The 12,922-nt window shown below is 71.1% G+C and carries 13 protein-coding genes; 9 read left to right on the forward strand and 4 right to left on the reverse strand.

Annotated elements, in window-relative coordinates; all coding sequences use genetic code 11:
- The first annotated feature begins 4 nt into the window (after positions 1–4).
- The 3 genes from ACGFZK_RS13425 to ACGFZK_RS13435 all read left to right on the forward strand — a co-directional run bounded on the left by ACGFZK_RS13425 (position 5) and on the right by ACGFZK_RS13435 (position 3,186).
- Positions 5–841: a class II glutamine amidotransferase gene (locus ACGFZK_RS13425; protein WP_393849003.1), complete on the forward strand. Its 837-nt coding sequence runs from the start codon at positions 5–7 to the stop codon at positions 839–841.
- Between the two features lie 188 nt (positions 842–1,029).
- Positions 1,030–2,049, forward strand: a complete 1,020-nt coding sequence (locus ACGFZK_RS13430; protein WP_393849337.1) for a glutathione S-transferase family protein — start codon at positions 1,030–1,032, stop codon at positions 2,047–2,049.
- A gap of 93 nt (positions 2,050–2,142) precedes the next feature.
- Positions 2,143–3,186: a LacI family DNA-binding transcriptional regulator gene (locus ACGFZK_RS13435; RefSeq protein WP_393849004.1), complete on the forward strand. Its 1,044-nt coding sequence runs from the start codon at positions 2,143–2,145 to the stop codon at positions 3,184–3,186.
- A gap of 73 nt (positions 3,187–3,259) precedes the next feature.
- Here ACGFZK_RS13435 and ACGFZK_RS13440 read toward each other — a convergent pair whose 3' ends face one another.
- Positions 3,260–3,922: a DUF4360 domain-containing protein gene (locus ACGFZK_RS13440; protein WP_393849005.1), complete on the reverse strand. Its 663-nt coding sequence runs from the start codon at positions 3,920–3,922 to the stop codon at positions 3,260–3,262.
- 255 nt (positions 3,923–4,177) lie between these two features.
- Here ACGFZK_RS13440 and ACGFZK_RS13445 point away from each other — a divergent pair, with 255 nt between their 5' ends.
- On the forward strand, positions 4,178–5,992 hold the full coding sequence (locus tag ACGFZK_RS13445; protein WP_393849006.1) for a galactose oxidase-like domain-containing protein: 1,815 nt from the start codon (positions 4,178–4,180) through the stop codon (positions 5,990–5,992).
- A gap of 51 nt (positions 5,993–6,043) precedes the next feature.
- Here the strand turns inward: ACGFZK_RS13445 and ACGFZK_RS13450 are convergent, their stop codons facing one another.
- The gene (locus tag ACGFZK_RS13450) at positions 6,044–6,634 is read right to left on the reverse strand and encodes a HutD family protein (RefSeq protein ID WP_393849007.1); all 591 of its coding nucleotides are present in this window, start codon (positions 6,632–6,634) and stop codon (positions 6,044–6,046) included.
- A gap of 5 nt (positions 6,635–6,639) precedes the next feature.
- Positions 6,640–7,077 carry a MarR family winged helix-turn-helix transcriptional regulator gene (locus tag ACGFZK_RS13455; protein WP_393849008.1) on the reverse strand — a complete coding sequence of 146 codons (438 nt, stop codon included), beginning with the start codon at positions 7,075–7,077 and terminating at the stop codon, positions 6,640–6,642.
- A 154-nt stretch (positions 7,078–7,231) separates the two neighbouring features.
- Between ACGFZK_RS13455 and ACGFZK_RS13460 the strand changes: the two genes are divergently transcribed.
- Complete coding sequence (locus ACGFZK_RS13460) at positions 7,232–8,722, forward strand: MFS transporter (RefSeq protein ID WP_393849009.1); 1,491 nt, start codon at positions 7,232–7,234, stop codon at positions 8,720–8,722.
- A 108-nt stretch (positions 8,723–8,830) separates the two neighbouring features.
- Positions 8,831–9,349: a DUF664 domain-containing protein gene (locus ACGFZK_RS13465; protein WP_393849010.1), complete on the forward strand. Its 519-nt coding sequence runs from the start codon at positions 8,831–8,833 to the stop codon at positions 9,347–9,349.
- 141 nt (positions 9,350–9,490) lie between these two features.
- Here ACGFZK_RS13465 and ACGFZK_RS13470 read toward each other — a convergent pair whose 3' ends face one another.
- Positions 9,491–10,852 (reverse strand): FAD-dependent oxidoreductase, encoded by a 1,362-nt coding sequence (locus ACGFZK_RS13470; RefSeq protein ID WP_393849011.1) that lies wholly within the window; start codon positions 10,850–10,852, stop codon positions 9,491–9,493.
- Positions 10,853–11,060: 208 nt separating this feature from the next.
- Here ACGFZK_RS13470 and ACGFZK_RS13475 point away from each other — a divergent pair, with 208 nt between their 5' ends.
- The 3 genes from ACGFZK_RS13475 to ACGFZK_RS13485 all read left to right on the forward strand — a co-directional run bounded on the left by ACGFZK_RS13475 (position 11,061) and on the right by ACGFZK_RS13485 (position 12,899).
- Positions 11,061–11,252 carry a DUF5302 domain-containing protein gene (locus ACGFZK_RS13475; protein WP_030384532.1) on the forward strand — a complete coding sequence of 64 codons (192 nt, stop codon included), beginning with the start codon at positions 11,061–11,063 and terminating at the stop codon, positions 11,250–11,252.
- A gap of 167 nt (positions 11,253–11,419) precedes the next feature.
- Positions 11,420–11,833: a rodlin gene (locus ACGFZK_RS13480; protein ID WP_393849012.1), complete on the forward strand. Its 414-nt coding sequence runs from the start codon at positions 11,420–11,422 to the stop codon at positions 11,831–11,833.
- 145 nt (positions 11,834–11,978) lie between these two features.
- Complete coding sequence (locus ACGFZK_RS13485) at positions 11,979–12,899, forward strand: glycoside hydrolase family 19 protein (protein ID WP_393849013.1); 921 nt, start codon at positions 11,979–11,981, stop codon at positions 12,897–12,899.
- Positions 12,900–12,922 lie beyond the last annotated feature (23 nt).

The raw sequence follows: 12,922 nt of genomic DNA on the forward strand, positions 1-12,922 counted from the left end.
GCGCATGTGTCGCTGGCTCGCCTACTCGGGTTCGCCCATGCTCCTCGACACCGTGCTCTACCGCCCGGAGCACTCCCTGATCAACCAGAGCCTCCGCTCCAGGATGGGTGCCGAGCCGACCAACGGCGACGGTTTCGGCATCGGCTGGTACAGCGCGGACGGCGACGGCACACCGGCGGTCTTCCGGGACGTCGGACCCGCGTGGAACAGCCGCAACCTCCAGGAACTGTGTGCGCACGTCCGCTCGCCCCTCTTCTTCGCGCACGTCCGCGCCTCGACCGGATCGGCGATCCAGCAGAGCAACTGCCACCCGTTCCGGCACGGCCGCTGGCTGTGGATGCACAACGGGGCGATCGCGGACTTCCACCGGCTCCAGCGCGACCTGTGCATGGCCGTCGATCCGGCGCTCTTCTCCTTGATCGAGGGGTCCACCGACTCCGAGGTGATGTTCTACCTGGCGGTCACCTACGGTCTCGACCAGGACGTCCCGGGCGCGGTGGCCAGGATGGCGGGACTGGTGGAGCGCCTCGGCAAGGAGCACGGCGTACCGGAGCCGCTCCAGATGACGGTGGCGGTGAGTGACGGCGAGCGCGTCTGGGCCTTCCGCTACTCCAGCCAGGGCAAGTCCAGGTCGCTCTACTACAGCAGCAGGGCCGAGACCGTCCGGCACCTGCACCCGGAGCTCCCCTACCTCAGGGAGGTCTCGGACGAGACCCGACTGGTGGTGTCCGAACCGCTCGGTGACCTGCACGGCGTGTGGAACGAGCTTCCCGAGAGCAGCTACGCGGTGATCCCCTCCGGCCCCGACACGGACTACCTCCCCTTCGTCCCCGAATTCTGACCCCGGCCGATCTCCGGCGTGGCGGACGAACCGGCGGGTATGCGCCCCTCCGAAAGGGCCTCTCCGCAGGGCGTGCCCGATGTCACCGCCCGTGTCCGCCCGGGCACGGCCGGGGAGAAGCCCGGATGCTGATCCGAGTAGCAGGAACAGCAGGAACACATGGAGGACAGGGGCCTCACGTGAGTTATGTGAACCGCGGCGCCGCCTATGCGCGGGACAGCCGGTACGTCACCACCCGTATCACCGCCGACGGACGGGAGGGGTTCGCCGTCGAACCGGGCCGCTACCGGCTGGTCGTCAGCCGGGCGTGCCCCTGGGCCAGCCGTGCCGTCGTCGTACGGCGGCTCCTGGGCCTGGAGAAGGCCCTGCCGATGGCCGTGGCGGGCCCGACGCACGACGAACGGAGCTGGAGTTTCGACCTCGACCCCGGCGGCCGCGACCCCGTGCTTGGCATCGAGCGGCTCCAGGAGGCCTACCTCGCCCTCGATCCCGGCTACGACCGGGGCATCACGGTTCCGGCGATCGTCGACGTACCGACCGGCAAGGTGGTGACCAACGACTTCGCGCGGATCACGATCGACATGTCCCTGGAATGGAGCGCGTACCACCGCGAGGGCGCCCCGGCGCTCTACCCGCCCGAGCTGCGGGCGGAGATCGACGCCGTGAACGAGGTCGTGTACAAGGAGGTGAACAACGGCGTCTACCGTGCCGGTTTCGCCGGGTCCCAGGAGGCCTACGCCTCGGCGTACGAGCAGCTGTTCGCCCGCCTCGACCAACTCACCGAGCGGCTGAAGGCATCCCGTTACCTGGTCGGTGACACCATCACCGAGGCGGACGTGCGGCTGTTCACCACCCTCGTACGCTTCGACGCCGTGTACCACGGCCACTTCAAGTGCAACCGGCAGAAGCTGTCCGAGATGCCGGTCCTGTGGGCCTACGCGCGGGACCTGTTCCAGACCCCCGGCTTCGGCGACACCGTGGACTTCGATCACATCAAGCGCCACTACTACCTGGTCCACGACGACATCAACCCGACCGGCATCGTGCCCGCCGGGCCGGACCCGTCGGGCTGGCTCGCACCGCACGACCGGGCGGCGCTGGGCGGCCGCCCCTTCGGCGACGGCACACCACCCGGGCCGGTCGCTCCCGGGGAGGCCGTCCCCACCGTCCTCACCGTCCGCGCCGGCGCGGCACCGCCCGCGTCCTGACCCCACGCCCGGGGGCGATCTCCGGATACCCTGCTGTCCGGCGAGGGGCGGCTCCGTGCGACCGCCCCCGCGTGGACCCGTGGAGGAGCATCCGTGACCGAACCGCGCCCCGGCGGCCGTCCCACCCTGGAGGCCGTCGCGGCGCACGCCGGGGTGTCCCGGGCCACCGCGTCCCGCGTGGTCAACGGCGGGGACGGGGTCCGCGCGCATCTGGTGGACCGGGTCCGTACGGCGATCCGGGAGCTGGGGTACGTCCCCAACCACGCCGCGCGCACCCTGGTCACCCGGCGCACCGGGGCCGTGGCGGTGATCATCGCCGAGCCGGAGGTACGGATCTTCTCGGACCCGTTCTTCTCGCGCCAGGTCCGCGGCATCGCGAAGGAGCTGACCGCGCACGACACCCAGCTGGTCCTGCTGCTGGTGGAGGACCGCGGCGACTACGACCGGATCGAACGCTACCTGGCCGGCGGACACGTCGACGGGGCCCTCGCCTTCTCCCTGCACACCGACGATCCGCTGCCCGCCATCACCCGCCGCATCGGCATGCCCACGGTCTACGGCGGCCGCCCCGGCTGGACCACCGGGCCCGGCGAACACGACGGCGTGGCCTATGTCGACGCGGACAACCGCGGGGGCGCGCGGGAGGCCGTGCGCTACCTGCTGGAGCAGGGCCGCAGACGCATCGCGCACATCGCCGGCCCGCTCGACCAGACCTCGGCGGCCGACCGGCTGAGCGGCTACCGGGACGCACTCGCGGCCGCCGGCCCCGAGCTGTTCGCCGAAGGGGACTTCACCCCGGCGGGCGGCGCCCGCGCGATGGCGGAGCTGCTGGACCGGGACCCCGGGATCGACGCCGTCTTCGCGGGGAACGACCTGATGGCGACCGGCGCGCTGCGCGTGCTGCGGGAGAGCGGCCGGACGGTTCCCGGGGACGTGGCGCTGGTGGGCTTCGACGACGCCGACCCGGTGGCCGAGAGCGCCGACCCGCCGCTGACGACCGTACGTCAGGACATCGAGGGCATGGGCCGGCTGATGGCACGGCTGCTGATGCACACCCTGAACAGCGCTCCGGACGAGCGGACCGCGCCCGGTCCGGTGATCACGGCCACCGCCCTGGTGCGGCGCGCGTCGGCCTGAGCCTGCGGGCCGGACCACGCCGCAGGGCCCGCACGGCGGCGGGCCCTGCGAGTGGGAGGGGCATCCGGGCCGGTCAGCGCCGGACCGGGCACTGCTTCCAGGAGAAGTGGTACACGCTGTTGATGCTGCCGTCCGTCGAGTCGAGGGCCATGAAGCTGGTCTGCGACGGGTCCGAAGTGCCCACCTCCGCGCGCAGCTCGGTGTTGATGTTGAAGTTCCGCTGCTCACCGCAGGGGGCCCAGACCAGGGCTTCGATGCCCGTGATGTCGGTCGCCTGCCAGTTGTCGTCGAGCGCGCCGTTGAACTTGTGGGTCCGGTACGCGGTCTGGCTCATGCCCTGGAAGTAGTAGCTGGCCTTCTGCGTGCCGACCGCGCCGGGCTGCAGGCTGCCGAAGCCGCGGTAGTCGACCTTGGCCACGGCGTACGTGTACCCCTGCGGCACGTGGACGTCGAGGGAGAGCAGGCAGTTCTTGCGGCCTTCGACGGCGGGGACACCGCCGCCGGCCTGGGCCAGGTACTCGCTGTAGGTGACGGTGAAGGCCGAGTTGTCCGGCGATACCGCGACGGCGGCGCTGCCGGGACGGCAGCCCGATCCGTTCACGGTGGCGACGTCCACGCTCACCTGGTCGACGGGGGCCGGGGGAGCCGAGGGCGAGGCCCCGGCCGAGGGGGTGAGCGTGACGAGGGTTGCGGTCACGGCTGCAGCGGTGAGTCCGGTACGGAGCGTCTTGATCACATCGCCATGGATAGCCCTCCTCGGCCGGCCCGCCCGGCCGACGGGCACGCGGTCTCACCTCGATGGCCGAAGAGCATCACCGCAGAAACGATTAATCGGCCCAAATCGCTCTGCCAGATGGCCCCAGGTGGTTCGGCGCACCGAGTCGCACCCACCACTCGTTCCGATTTTTCCTAATATCGGCGAGGTCTTTCGGGCAATCAGCGGGTTCTGGAGCCGGCCCGGGCGCCGGGCCCTCCTGCGGTGAGGAGTCCCATGTCCCGCGCACCACGCTCCGCCATCCGGTCGGCGCTGTCGCTCGCCGCCGCCCTGGCCTTCGCGCTGACCGGACCCGCGCCCGCCTTCGCCGCGGCCCACCACACCGGCGGGGGCGACGAGGCCTCGGTGCTCGGCCAGGAGCACGCCCGCGCGCACGCGCGGCTGCGCGAGGCGGCCAAGGGCACCCAGGGGTATCCGCAGGCGAAGCGCACATCGAGCCTGACCTCGCTGCAGGAGTCCCAGCGCAAGGCCAACGCGGGCTTCGACGCGGCCCGGTTCGGCCGGTTCACCCAGTTCTTCCCCTCACCCGACTTCGGCGTCCACGTGGCCCAGCTGCCGACGGGCAAAGTGCTGCTCTTCTCCTTCGAACGCGTGGAGGCCGATCCCACCAAGGAGACCGGGCCCACCAACACGGTCGGCCGGACGAACGCGGGCCGCGCCTACCTCTGGGACCCCGCCAGGGGGACCGGCGCCAGGGCCTTCAAGAACGTGGCACCTCCGGTGGTGCTGATGCCCGACGGCGCCTACGCCCCGCGCCCGGCGCCGTTCTTCTGCGCCGGCCACTCCTACCTCCCCAACGGCATGGTGGGGGTGTTCGGCGGCAACGTCGGCGGGAAGGGCGGCAGCGGCGCCAAGCTGTCCTTCGTGTTCGATCCGTGGACCGAGAAGTGGTTCCGCAACCGCGACATGTCCGTGGGGCGCTGGTACCCCACGGTCGTGACCGGGCCGGACGGCCGGCAGGTCATCATGTCCGGCCAGTCCGAGCGCGGTACGGGCACGCCCACCCCGGTGGTGGAGCGTTTCCCCGCGCTCGGGCGTCCCGTGCCCTGGCGTTCGTACGACATCCCGGCGAACGTCCCCGCGGAGCGGCTCCGGTCGCAGGCACCCTTCCGGAACGACTATCCGCACCTCTTCTCGCTGCGGGACGGCAAGATCTACGGGCTCGGCCGCGACGCCGACCAGCAGTGGCTGTTCGATCCCGTCAAGGACACCCGCACCGATCTGCCCCGGCGGCCCGCCGACTTCCGGGGCTACGGTTCGGCGGTGCCGCTGCCGGCCGGGTTCCGGGGCCCGGACTCCGTCCTGGTGCTCGGCGGCGACCCGCGCGACCCGCTCACGTACCGCCTGTCGGGGGGCCGCTGGAGCATCGAGGAGCCGAGGGCCTTCGGCCGCACCCAGGACGGGACGCTGATCCTGCCCGACGGGACGCTGCTCACCGTGAACGGAGCCCTGGACACCCGGAACTACGGCAACGGGCCCTTCAACCCGAAGGCCGACCTGAAGTACCGGCAGATCGAACTGCGCGACGCGCGCGGCCACTGGAAACTGGGGCCCGCCCAGCGGCTGCCCCGCGGCTACCACTCCAACGCCCTGGTCCTGCCCGACGGCAGGATGATGGTCACCGGCGACGAGCTCCAGCAGATCGCCAACGACCCGGACATCAAGGACGGGATGGACGGCAGCATCGAGCTGTACGAGCCCGCCTACCTGCACCGCGGCGCGCGGCCCTCGCTCGACCGGGCCCCGGCGGGCGACCTCGGCTACGACACGGCCTTCCAGGTCACGAGCTCGACGCCGAAGGACGTGAAGCGGGCCGTACTGCTGGCGCCGACGACCGTCACCCACTCGGTGAACACCAGCCAGCGCCACCTGGACCTCCGGCTCATCGGCGTCCACGGCTCCACGATCGGACTCCGTACGCCGCCGAGCGCGGCCGACGCCCCGCCCGGGTACTACATGCTCTTCCTGCTCGACGCGAAGGGTGTGCCCAGCACCGCGAAGTGGGTGAAGCTGGGCGTCCGCACCCGCTAGGGGTGTCTTGTCGGTCGTGACGCGAGCCCGGCCTGATCGGCAAGACACCTCCTAAGGAGCGGGGGCGAACCGGACGACCGCCGCGCGCCCGGCCGTACGGACCCGGCAGTCGAGCGGTCCGGTCAGCAGGGCCGCGTCGTAGGGGACGAGTTCCGCGAGGTCACCGGGCCGTTCGAGCAGGGCCGGCCCCTGCAGGGCGACCACCAGCAACGTCTCTCCCGGCGCGACCGCGAGGGACAGCCGGCCCCGGACGACGGCGGTCTGCGCCTCCACCGCACTCCTGCGGTACATCACGTTGAAGTTCACGACGGGGCCGCAGAGCAGCCGGCAGTCGGTCGGCTCGTCCCCGGCGAGGTCCTGCGGCGCGAACCGCTCGTCCACGAGCCGGCGTACGCCCGCCACGGTGAGGTCCATCCCCGCGCCCTCGGCGAGGGTCAGGGTGCGCCCGATACCGGGGAAGGCGGAGAACGGCCCGTCGGCGGCGACCTCGGCCAGGCTCGCCCGCCAGCCGAAGCCGTCCATGCCCGCACCCTCGGGCCAGGCCGCGATCTCCCGGGTGACTCCCCCGCCGTTCTTCCAGACGGTGGCCGTGCGACCGGCCGCCCGCAGGATCCGGAGCCCGCCGACGGTCGCCGCGTCCATGGCGCTCAGGCCTTCTCCATCGAGGGGCGCAGGCGTCCGAGCAGGGCGTAGAGCGTCGCGCTCTCGGCCTCGTCGAGGGTGTCGAGCGCGCCGTGCATGGCCTGCATCTCCTCCCGTACGCGACGGATGACGTCGCGGCCAGCGTCCGTGGCGACGACGTTCTTGACGCGGCGGTCCGCGGGGTCCGCCTCCCGGCGCACCAGCGCGCGGGCCTCCAGGCGGTCGACGATGCCGGTCACGTTCGAGGCGTCGCACACCAGGAGGGCGGCGAGGCCGCGCATGGGGACGGGGCCGTCGAGCTGGGCGAGGACCCGGGCCTGGGTGGAGGTGAGGCCGTGGTGGGACGCGGCGGCCGCGAACTCGCGCCATTGGGCGGTGCCGATCGCGGCGAGCAGCTCCAGCAGCTGGAGCTTGGTGGGGGTCTGCGGGGAGGTGTTGCTCATCCCTGGAGCGTACTCAGGATGCTTGACATTATCAATTGTTTACTTGACCACCTCAACTATCGACGTCTACCGTCAGTCGAGTTACTTGAGGAAGTCAAGCGTCTGCGTTCCGAAGCTCTTCTGCTCCGAAACACGAAGAAGGTTCACCCCAGCCATGAGCACCCCCTCCCCCGCCACCCCGGCCCCCGGGCACCGGAACGAGACGGTCATCGTCTTCGCCCTGAGCCTGGCCGCCATGGTCGTGTCGATGATGCAGACCCTGCCGGTCCCGATCCTCGGCCTCATCCGCCAGGACCTCGGCACCACGACGGCCAACGTGAGCTGGGTGACCACCGCCACGCTGCTGTCGGCCGCCGTCTTCACGCCGCTGCTGGGCCGCTTCGGCGACCAGCACGGCAAGAAGCCCACCCTGGTCGCCGTGCTCGGCGTCATGGTCGTCGGTTCCGTCATCGCCGCGCTGGCGTCCTCGCTGCCGCTGCTGATCCTGGGCCGGGTGCTCCAGGGAGCCGCCACCGCGATCTTCCCGCTGGCCCTCTCGGTCCTGCGCGAAGAGGTCCGGCCGCAGAAGCTGCCGGGCGCGATGGCGCTGGTCAGCGGCACGCTCGCGTTCGGCAGCGGGCTCGCGCTGGTCGCGACCGGCCTGCTCACCTCCGGCTCCGGCGCGGACTACCGCAACGCCTTCTGGATGGCGACCGGCTTCGCACTCCTCGCTCTGCTCGCCGTGGTGTTCCTGGTCCCCGCGACCCGCCACAAGACCGGCGGGCGCACCGACTTCCTCGGCGCCGTGACCCTCGGCATCGCCCTGCTGCTGCTCCTGCTGCCGATCTCCCAGGGCCACGAGTGGGGCTGGGGCTCCGCCCGTACGCTGGGCAGCTTCGCCGGCGCCGCCGTCATGACCGCGGTCTGGGTGCTCGTCGAGCGCAAGGTCGCCGAGCCGCTCGTCGACATGAAGATGTTCGTCCACCGCCCGGTGCTCATGGCCAACCTGGCCGGCGTCCTCGTCGGCTTCGGCATGTTCGCGAACTTCCTGGGCGTCTCGTACCTCGTCCAGATGCCCGAGGCGCTCACCGGCTACGGCTTCGACGCGTCCATCCTGCGCGCCTCCGTGCAGTTCCTGCTGCCCGGGGCGATCGTCTCGCTCCTCGCCTCGCCCGTGGGCGGCCAGATCGTCCGTCACCGCGGTCCGCGCACGGCGCTGGCCCTGGCCGCGGGGCTCGGCGCGGTCGGCTTCGGCTGGCTCGTCCTGGACCACCAGCACAGCCTCTCGGTGATCGGTGCCGGGCTCGTCGTCGGCGCGGCCGTCAGCTTCGGCTACGCCGCCATGCCCGCCGTGATCATGTCCAGCGTCCCGCACCACCAGAGCGGCATCGCCAACGGCATCAACTCGATCTCCCGCTCCACGGGCAGCGCGATCGGCAGCGCCGTCGTCACCACGATCCTGGCCTCCAAGACCATCGAGCACCTGCCGGCGGGGGTCCCGCCGCTGCCCGCCGAGTCCGGGTTCACCCTCACCTTCGGGATCGGGGCCGTGGCCTTCGCACTGGTCGCGGTGATCAGCTGGACCGGCCTGCGCAGCGGTCAGGGCACCGTGCCGGCCGCCGCCGGTCAGCCCGCGGCGCCCCAGAAGGCCGACGCCATCCGCTGACCACCCACGGGCCAACCGCCCGTCCCGTCACCCGACCGCCGGCCCGGCGGTCCGGCCCCCGCGTGTCGTTCGCGGCGGTCGGGCCGCCGGGCCTTGCATGGTGGGTGCATGAAGGCTACGGAGGTCATCACCGACGGGTTCGGACGCATCCGGGAGATCGTGCACGAGGTCGTGGAAGGGGTCCCGGCGGAGGTGCTCAACGCACGTGTGGACCCGGCGGCGAACTCGATCACCTGGCTGGTCTGGCATCTGACGCGGGTCCAGGACGACCACATCGCGGATGCCGCCGGCACCGATCAGGTGTGGGACTCCGAGGGCTGGTCGGACCGGTTCGCGCTACCGCTGCCCGCCGGGTCGACCGGGTACGGGCACTCCCCGCGGGACGTCTACACCGTCCGGGTCGACTCGGGCGAGCTGCTGCTGGGGTACTTCGACGCGGTGCACGAGCGGACCGCGCGGTTCGTCCGCGCTCTCGCCGCCGCCGACCTGGAGCGGGTGGTCGACGAGCGCTGGGACCCTCCGGTCACCCTCGGGGCACGCCTGGTCAGCGTGCTGGCAGACGACCTCCAGCATGCCGGGCAGGCGGCCTTCGTACGGGGCGCGGTGGAGCGCGACCGGGGCGTATGAACCGGCTCCGCTCCCCGTACGGGTCCCCGTACGCCGGACCCGTCCCGTCGCCCGGACAGCGGCGCCGCGGATCGCGCCGGAGAAGGTACGCAGGACGCACGAAGGGCCGGGACCCCGTCCTTGGGTCCCGGCCCTCCCGCACTACGCTCCGCTCGCGTCGAGCATGTCCTCGCGCTCGACGATCTTCACCCGCTCGCGGCCCTGCGGCTCGCCCAGGGCCTTCTCGGCCGCGTCCAGCCGGTGCCAGCCCTCCCACGTCGTGTAGCGGACGCTGCGCTCGGCCAGGAAGGTCTCGACGGCCTCCGGCGCCGGCGTGGCGGGCTCGCTCAGGCGGCCTTCCGCGTGGTCGGCGAGCAGGTTCGCGACGGTCTCGTTCGCGTCGCCCTTGGTGTGGCCGATCAGGCCGACCGGACCGCGCCGGATCCATCCGGTGACGTAGGTCGACTGCAGGTGGCCACCGGCCTCGATCACGCGGCCGCCCTCGTCCGGGACCGTGCCGGACTCGACGTCCCAGGGGAGCTTGGGCAGCTCGTCCGAGAGGTAGCCCACGGCCCGGTAGACGGACTGGACGTCCCAGTCGGTGAAGTTGCCCGTGCCCTTGACGTTGCCGGTGCCGTCCAGCTCGGTGCGCTCGGTGCGCAGGCCGACGACCTTGCCGTCCTCGCCGAGGATCTCGGCAGGCGACTCGAAGAAGTGCAGGAACAGCTTGTGCGGGCGCTCTCCGATGTCGCGGATCGCCCAGTTCTCCAGGGTCTTGGCGACCATGTCGGCCTGCTTGTTGGCACGGCGGGTGGCTATGGAGCCCTCGTCGTAGTCGATGTCCTCGGGGTTGACGATGACCTCGATGTTGGGCGAGTGGTCCAGCTCCCGCAGTTCCATGGGGCTGAACTTGGCCTGAGCCGGTCCGCGGCGGCCGAAGACGTGCACCTCGAGAGCCTTGTTCGCCTTGAGCCCGTCGTAGACGTTCGCCGGGATCTCGGTCGGCAGCAGCTCGTCGGCCGTCTTCGCCAGGATGCGCGCGACGTCGAGGGCGACGTTGCCGACGCCGAGGACGGCGACCTTCTCGGCGGCCAGCGGCCAGGTGCGCGGGACGTCCGGATGGCCGTCGTACCAGGAGACGAAGTCGGCGGCGCCGTAGGAGCCGTCGAGCTCGAGGCCCGGGATGGTCAGCGCGCGGTCGGCCGTGGCGCCGGTGGAGAAGATCACGGCGTCGTAGAAGGACTGCAGCTCGTCGAGGCTGATGTCGTTCGGGTAGTCGACGTTCCCGAAGAGACGCACCTGCGGCTTGTCGAGGACCTGGTGCAGGGCGGTGATGATGCCCTTGATCCGGGGGTGGTCGGGGGCGACGCCGTACCGGATCAGGCCGAAGGGCGCGGGCATCCGCTCGAAGAGGTCGATGGACACACCGGGCTCGACGGCTGCCTCGGACTTCAGCAGCGCGTCGGCGGCGTAGATACCGGCGGGGCCGGCACCGACGATTGCTACCCGCAGAGGGCGAGGCATGGCAGAGGTTCCCTTCGAGCGACGGCAAGGTGGATCAAGGGGAACCCTAAACGAAGGTAAGCCTAACTCAGCACCCGGTGTCTCTTTATGACCCCATAATCAAAGCTTATGACCTCCCCAAGCAACCCTTGGAGCTTAGGGGAACTCGCTGGTCAGCATGGACGTCACCTGACAGACTGAAACCGCTCGATCACCCCAGGAGGACAAAATGGCCGACGAAACCGACACCCCGCAGGACGAGTCCCCCGCCGACGCGGCCAAGCGCAAGTTCCGGGAGGCCCTGGACCGCAACGCCGCGAACGCCCAGTCCCAGCAGGCGCACCAGAGCCGGGCCAAGGTTCAGGGCGCCAGCAGCGGCCCCGGCGGCAAGAACAAGAAGGTCCGTCGCAAGACCGGCTGACCCTCGGACCCGAGGAGCTCGCCCCCGCCGTCACGGCCGGGGGTGGCTCGATCCGCCGTTGGGCCACCCGGGTGAGTGGGGATAACCCCGAGCACTGTCGGCAGTTGATCAGCACGTCCCGCCGAGGGCAGCTATCTCATGCGACAGTGCGACAGAAGGATCCCCACATGTTCAAGAAGTTCATGGCCACCGCAGCCGCCACCGCCGCCGTGCTCGGCGCGGGTGCCGCAGTCGCCTCCCCGGCGATGGCGATCGGCAACGACAACGGCGTCAACACCGTCAACGGCAACGGCGCGGCCCAGATCTACGGCAACCAGGAGACCTCGGGCAAGATGAGCCCGCAGCTGAACGCCATCCAGGGCTCGCTCAACAAGCTCTGCGTCGGCCTGCCGGCCAAGGTCAACGCCCAGTCCCTGTTCGCGGTCATCGCCAACGTCGGCGTCCAGGACGTCAACGTGCTGTCCAACCCGCAGAACCAGCAGTGCGCCGAGAACTCCACCCAGGCCAAGGGCGACGAGTCGGTCTCGCACATCGCCAGCAACATCCCGATCCTCTCCGGGAACCTCTCCTCCGGCAGCTGATCGGTCGATTCCGCGCCGGTGTCACGCGTCACGTGTGACACCGGCGCGGTTTCATTTGGTCTAGACCTTGACAGGTTCAGACCATTTTCGCTTCAGTGGGCGCAGTTGCCCCCACGGCAATTCCCCCCACTGAAGGAGCAGTTACGTGATACGTGCGCTTCGCCGCCGTGCCCTCTCGCTGGCCGCCGCCGCGGCCGTCACCGTCGGCCTCGCCATCGCCCTCCCCTCCTCTCCCGCCGTCGCGGCGGCCCCCTGCGCCGGCGCCTGGGCCTCCTCCGCCGTCTACACGGGCGGCACGAGCGCCTCGTACGGCGGCCACAACTGGCAGGCGAAGTGGTGGACCCAGGGCGAGACGCCCGGGACCACCGGCCAGTGGGGCGTCTGGTCGGACCAGGGCGCCTGTGGTGGCGGGGGCCAGGACCCGGACCCGGACCCGGGCAACCCCACCGGATTCGTGGTCTCCGAGGCCCAGTTCAACCAGATGTTCCCGAACCGGAACCCCTTCTACACCTACAACGGCCTGGTCGCGGCGCTGTCCGCCTACCCCGGGTTCGCCAACACCGGCGACATCACCGTGAAGCGGCGCGAGGCCGCCGCCTTCCTCGCGAACGTCTCCCACGAGACGGGCGGACTCGTGCACATCGTGGAACAGAACACCGCCAACTACCCGCACTACTGCGACGCGAGCCAGCCGTACGGATGTCCCGCCGGACAGGCGGCCTACTACGGCCGCGGGCCCATCCAGCTCAGCTGGAACTTCAACTACAAGGCGGCCGGTGACGCCCTCGGCATCAACCTCCTCGCCGACCCGTACCTCGTGGAGCGGGATCCGGCCGTCGCCATGAAGACGGCGCTCTGGTACTGGAACACCCAGAACGGCCCGGGCACGATGACCGCCCACGCCGCCATGGTGAACGGCGCGGGCTTCGGGGAGACCATCCGTTCGATCAACGGCTCCCTGGAGTGCAACGGCGGCAACCCCGCCCAGGTCCAGAGCCGGATCTCGAAGTACCAGAGCTTCACCCAGCTGCTCGGGGTCACCCCCGGGAACAACCTCGGCTGCTGACCGGCCCTGCGGCCGGCGGTACG

This window comes from Streptomyces sp. NPDC048257, assembly GCF_043201855.1.
In the GTDB taxonomy this organism is placed as follows: Bacteria; Actinomycetota; Actinomycetes; order Streptomycetales; family Streptomycetaceae; genus Streptomyces.

Bases quoted from the DNA above. Each gene is read 5' to 3' on its own strand.
- ACGFZK_RS13465 (WP_393849010.1), top strand. From the start codon at position 8,831: ATGAAGGCTACGGAGGTCATCACCGACGGGTTCGGACGCATCCGGGAG.
- ACGFZK_RS13455 (WP_393849008.1), bottom strand. From the start codon at position 7,077: ATGAGCAACACCTCCCCGCAGACCCCCACCAAGCTCCAGCTGCTGGAG.
- ACGFZK_RS13475 (WP_030384532.1), top strand. From the start codon at position 11,061: ATGGCCGACGAAACCGACACCCCGCAGGACGAGTCCCCCGCCGACGCG.
- ACGFZK_RS13460 (WP_393849009.1), top strand. From the start codon at position 7,232: ATGAGCACCCCCTCCCCCGCCACCCCGGCCCCCGGGCACCGGAACGAG.
- ACGFZK_RS13480 (WP_393849012.1), top strand. From the start codon at position 11,420: ATGTTCAAGAAGTTCATGGCCACCGCAGCCGCCACCGCCGCCGTGCTC.
- ACGFZK_RS13425 (WP_393849003.1), top strand. From the start codon at position 5: ATGTGTCGCTGGCTCGCCTACTCGGGTTCGCCCATGCTCCTCGACACC.
- ACGFZK_RS13470 (WP_393849011.1), bottom strand. From the start codon at position 10,852: ATGCCTCGCCCTCTGCGGGTAGCAATCGTCGGTGCCGGCCCCGCCGGT.
- ACGFZK_RS13445 (WP_393849006.1), top strand. From the start codon at position 4,178: ATGTCCCGCGCACCACGCTCCGCCATCCGGTCGGCGCTGTCGCTCGCC.
- ACGFZK_RS13450 (WP_393849007.1), bottom strand. From the start codon at position 6,634: ATGGACGCGGCGACCGTCGGCGGGCTCCGGATCCTGCGGGCGGCCGGT.